4 protein-coding genes are annotated in these 5,321 nt (G+C 32.2%); all 4 read left to right on the top strand.

Annotation, left to right across the window (positions count from 1 at the left end; genetic code table 11):
• Positions 1-575 precede the first annotated feature (575 nt).
• Positions 576-1,829: a GntP family permease gene (locus tag BUB36_RS18345; protein ID WP_073153668.1), complete on the top strand. Its 1,254-nt coding sequence runs from the start codon at positions 576-578 to the stop codon at positions 1,827-1,829.
• 66 nt (positions 1,830-1,895) lie between these two features.
• Positions 1,896-3,044, top strand: coding sequence for a glycerate kinase family protein (locus BUB36_RS18340; RefSeq protein WP_330390551.1), 1,149 nt, complete (start codon positions 1,896-1,898; stop codon positions 3,042-3,044).
• A 581-nt stretch (positions 3,045-3,625) separates the two neighbouring features.
• Positions 3,626-4,666 carry a CdaR family transcriptional regulator gene (locus tag BUB36_RS18335; RefSeq protein ID WP_073153663.1) on the top strand — a complete coding sequence of 347 codons (1,041 nt, stop codon included), beginning with the start codon at positions 3,626-3,628 and terminating at the stop codon, positions 4,664-4,666.
• A gap of 91 nt (positions 4,667-4,757) precedes the next feature.
• Positions 4,758-5,321: pyruvate kinase (locus BUB36_RS18330; RefSeq protein ID WP_242655902.1), on the top strand; the 564-nt coding region annotated here is incomplete at its 3' end.

Below are 5,321 nucleotides of genomic sequence, written 5' to 3'. Positions count from 1 at the left end.
CTGTTATTAAAACGACCATCAGAACACATGTAGTTAAGCTAATTTTAGGACGTTCCCACTTCATGGAGGGTTATCCACTACACATGCCAACATTGGTTCACTTTCGTTCCCTTCCAATAACCGTCATCAGCTTCCTTCAGACCCTTTCGTCGCCGAAAACGCCCTTGCCTACAACTTGTCTTCCCATTAGCTAGGTGACAGGTTTTCTTTCAAACCATCGGCTCGGCAACATGCCTCGCAAACATGAAAACCACCAGTTAAGCTGGTGGATGATTATTCTGTACAAAATAAGTTAACAAATTTAGATTTTTGAAAGCATCATAATTGAAGTTAATACATCTGTCAAATGCACAATAAACTTAGTGATTTGGTCAATATATTTATACATTGATTGTATATATAATAAAATAGAGAAAATTCTCTCAGTATTATAGATTTCCAATAGTAAGACTTAATTTATACATGTACAAATACGCAATGCTTCTGGGCACATATAAATTAAAGTCTTTACTTAAATTCCTAAAAAAGGATTTTAGGAAAACCTTTACTATTTTAAAGAAAGTGAGGAGAAAAAGATGGAAGTAAGTGCATTAGGCGCAATTGTAGGATTGTTGGTAGCTATATTTCTAATTTTGCGAAAGGTACATCCAGCATATGGGTTGATTGCAGGAGCAATACTAGGAGGAATGGTAGGTGGTGTAGGTTTAGGAGAAACTGTTACTTTGATGATTGGAGGGGCTAAAAACATTATGCCAGCTGTTTTAAGGATTTTAACGGCTGGAGTATTAGCAGGAGTATTGATTGAATCAGGAGGAGCAGCAAAAATTGCAGAAACAATTATAGATAAAATAGGAGAATCTAAATCATTGATTGCATTAATAATTGCTACTTGTGTGTTAACTGCTGTAGGAGTATTTATAGATGTTGCAGTAATAACTGTATCTCCTATTGCATTGGCAATTGCACAAAGAACCAAAATGTCAAAGTCAGCTGTTCTACTTGCGATGATAGGTGGAGGAAAGGCTGGGAATATAATGTCACCTAATCCAAATACTATTGCAGCAGCTGAAACATTTAAAGTAGATTTATCCAATGTAATGACAGCAGGAATTATACCAGCTATATTCGGTTTAATTGTTACTTATTTCTTAGCAAAAAGTTTAATTAACAAAGGAGAGACAGTTAAAGCGGAGGAATTAAAAGAAACATTTAAGGATAAACCAAGTTTCATTGCAGCAATAGTAGGTCCTTTGGTAACAATTACTTTGTTATCATTACGTCCTATGGCAGGGATAAAAGTAGATCCACTAATAGCATTACCTTTAGGTGGAATTGTTGGGTGTTTAGCAATGGGTAAAATCAAAAATTTAAATAGATATGCAGTAACTGGTCTATCAAAAATGAGTGGGGTAGCCATTCTTTTAATAGGAACAGGAACTATTGCAGGGATTATCGCAAATTCTGAACTAAAGGGTGTAATAATTAATGGTTTGAGTGCATCTGGACTACCAGCCTTTGTATTGGCTCCAATTTCAGGGGTATTAATGTCAGCAGCAACTGCATCAACTACTTCAGGAACAGCAGTAGCTAGTTCTGTATTTGGAGAAACAATTCTGGCCCTTGGAATTAAACCCTTGGCAGGAGCGGCAATGATACATTCAGGTGCTACAGTATTAGATCATTTACCACACGGAAGCTTTTTCCATGCTACAGGGGGAAGTGTATATCTGGATATAAAGGATCGTTTAAAGGTTGTTCCTTATGAATCTTTAGTTGGTTTGACTTTAGCTATTGTTTCAAGTGTTATTTTCGGGATTTTTTTTGCTTAAGTTTATATAAAGGAATTATAATAAAAATAAAGTGAGGAAAGGTTAGAGTTAGAGATGAAGAAAGGTATGAAAATAGTTTTAGCTCCAGATTCTTTTAAGGAAAGTATGACAGCAAAAGAAGCTTGTGAAGCAATGGAGAGAGGAATAAAGAAGGTAAATTCCAATATAGAGTGTATAAAGGTTCCAATGGCCGATGGTGGAGAAGGTACAATGCAATCACTTGTAGATGCTACAAAAGGAAAGGTATATAAAGTAAAGGTCAATGGACCACTTGGGGATGAAGTAGAAGCGGAATATGGTATCTTGGGTAATGGAGAAATTGCAGTATTGGAAATGGCTAGTGCAAGTGGTATACAGTTAATATCTAAAGAAAAGAGAAATCCACTTAAGACATCAACTTATGGGACTGGACAACTAATAAAGGCTTGTCTAAATCATCCAATTAAGAAGATATTAATTGGTATTGGAGGAAGTTCAACAAATGATGGCGGTGCTGGAATGATTCAAGCTTTGGGAGGAAGATTGCTTGATAAAAATGGAATAGAACTTCCTTTTGGTGGTGGACAGCTAGGAGAATTAGAAAAAATTGATTTATCGAATTTAGATAAAAGATTAAAAAATTTAGAAATTGAAGTAGCTTGTGATGTAAATAATCCTCTTGTTGGAAAAAATGGAGCTTCCTTTGTATTTGGTCCTCAAAAAGGAGCAACAAAAGAAATGGTAGAAATTTTAGATAAAAATTTAAATCATTTTGCAGATAAAATCAAGGAAGCATTAGGCAAGGATATAAAGGAAGTGCATGGAGCAGGAGCAGCTGGTGGATTAGGTGCTGGTTTAATGGCATTTTTAAATGGTAAACTGAAGAAAGGTATTGATATGGTAGTTGAATATACCAAATTAGAAGAAAATATCAAAGAAGCTGATATGGTTTGGACTGGCGAAGGAAGTATTGATAGCCAAACTATTTTTGGCAAAACACCTTTGGGTGTAGCTAAGATAGCTGAAAAATATGATGTTCCAGTGATTGTTCTTGCAGGTAGAGTTGGAGATAAAATAGCAGAGTTATATGATAATGGCATTGATGCTATCTTTAGTATTATGCAAGAAGCAAGTTCTTTAGAAGAAGCCTTGGTAAAAGGAAAAGAAAATATAGAAAAGTTAAGTGAAAATTTAATCCGCTTTATGAATGTAAAAAATAAGGACCTCAGTTGTTAATAAATATCTAGTAGACAATATTTATAAGCAATAAGATATAAAAATTATGCCCTGTAATAGTCATGCTTCTTTTATATGGAGTATAATGACTAATGAATAAATAACAAATAGGGCATAATTTTTATAATTTTAATTAGTGGTGCATGTTATAAAAATTTCTTAACTACAAAAAGTATGTAATATTTCTATATTTAAATTTTTTGAGTAATATAGGATTTACATAGTAAAACTTAATTTATACATGTACAAAGAAGGCCGACGATGGGTTTTAAGCTGAAAGTTCCATGTTCCAAGTTTTAAGGTCATTCTTTTAGCTCTAAAAACCTTAATTCCTGCTTTTGAAATTTCATTGGAAATAGTTTACATTTATTCTCTTTTACTTGAATTTACTTAAATTTCTATATACTGATGTTAGTATAATATAGATATTCTAGTAAAACAGTTAATTTATATATATCAAAATTTGCTTTAGTATATTCTGTTAAAAAGACTAAATCTGTATAAATAAAAATAAATATGAAATGAACAGTGGGGTAGATGATGAAACAAAATAAAAATGGCAAGACTCGGGGAGGAAAAAGATGAAATTATCTAAACAGCTTGCAGGACAAATTGTAAAAGAAATGATGAAGGTTATCCCATATAATGTAAATGTCATGAATGAAAAAGGAATTATTATTGGTAGTGGAAATAAAAGTCGGATTGGAAGTTTACATGAAGGAGCGGTAAAAGCAATTGAAAAAAAAGAAAAGGTTGAAGTTTATGAAGTAGGCCGAGATGTAAAACCAGGTGTTAATGAACCGATATTGATTGATGGAAAACCAGTAGGTGTTGTTGGAATAACTGGTGATCCCGATGAAGTCCGCCCTTTAAGTCAATTAGTAAGTGTTACAACTACATTACTGATAGAGCAAGCTACAAGATTAAAAGCCTATCAAGAAAAAGAAAAACAAATGGAAGAATTTCTTTATGAATTAGTATATAGAAAAAAAGAATATGATAAAGGATTTTATGAATTGGCTAATAAATACGGAGTCAATCTTGATAAGGATTATAGAGGAATAATATTGATAGTAGAAAATATGGAAAGTTTTGAGAAAAACTTGAAGAAGACAATTCCCATGTTTACTCATTTTCTTCGCTTAGATAATCATAGGATAGTATTATTTCTAGAGAAAAACAAAGGAAATGATTCTTTAATTCAAAAGTTAGAGCATGTTGATAAAATCAATAAAATTGGAATCGGTGATTTTTACAAACCATTTTCCATTTCCTTTGAAAAAGCTACATTAGCTATTGAAATAGGATTAAAAATAAAACCAAATCAAAAAATATACACCAGTGAAGAATTTGAATTTTTCATGGGGCTTAAGCACAGAGATAAAGCTAATAGCATTCAACTGATTCATAACTTAGAGATTGCTGGAGAAAAACTTCAGTTAGTCAAAACACTTCAAACATTTATTGAAAAAAATGGAGAAATGAATGAGGTAGCAAAAAATCTAAATATTCATCGAAATACCTTGAATTATCGTATAGAGAAGATATATGAACTGACAGGTAGGCATCCTAAGAAATTATTGGATTTAGTAGAATTAATTGCAGGTCTTATTTGGAGTTAATAAAATATAAAGCATTTACTTAAATTCCTATAATTCACAATGTTTGAAGCTATGCTAAACGTTAATATAAAATAATATAAGAGGTGAAAACATGAGAAAAACAAAGATTGTTTGTACGATCGGACCAGCAAGTGAATCAAAGGCAATATTTACTGAATTGGTGCAAAGTGGACTTAATGTTGCAAGATTAAACTTTTCACATGGGAATCATGAGGAACATCTTGAAAGAATCAAAATGATAAAAGAAGTTAGAGAAGAATTAAAAATTCCTGTAGCAATTTTACTTGATACTAAAGGACCAGAGATAAGAACAGGAAACTTTGCAAAAGGAACAGTCCAATTGATCGAAGGACAAGACTTCACACTTACAACTGAAGAAATCCTTGGAGACGAAACAAAATGCAGTATAACATATGATAAATTACCTTTAGATGTTAAAAAGGGTAATAAGATATTAATTGATGACGGTTTGATAGAGCTTGAAGTAATAGATATACCTAATGATAAGGAAATTAAATGTAAAGTTAATAATGGTGGTACTGTTAAGAATAAAAAAGGTGTGAATGTACCAGGAGTAAAGATAAACCTTCCTGCAATTACAGAGAAAGATATAAGGGATATAGAATTTGGAATAAATAATGGAATTGACTTTATA

Origin of the sequence: Paramaledivibacter caminithermalis DSM 15212 (assembly GCF_900142245.1) — a bacterium.
Classification (GTDB): Bacteria; Bacillota; Clostridia; order Peptostreptococcales; family Caminicellaceae; genus Paramaledivibacter; species Paramaledivibacter caminithermalis.
The sequence above is the reverse complement of the archived record's forward strand: the minus strand, read 5'-3'. Positions and strand labels throughout refer to the sequence as shown.

Excerpts from the sequence above, each read along its gene's own strand:
- BUB36_RS18345 (WP_073153668.1), top strand. The coding sequence starts at position 576 with ATGGAAGTAAGTGCATTAGGCGCAATTGTAGGATTGTTGGTAGCTATA.
- BUB36_RS18340 (WP_330390551.1), top strand. The coding sequence starts at position 1,896 with ATGAAAATAGTTTTAGCTCCAGATTCTTTTAAGGAAAGTATGACAGCA.
- BUB36_RS18335 (WP_073153663.1), top strand. The coding sequence starts at position 3,626 with ATGAAATTATCTAAACAGCTTGCAGGACAAATTGTAAAAGAAATGATG.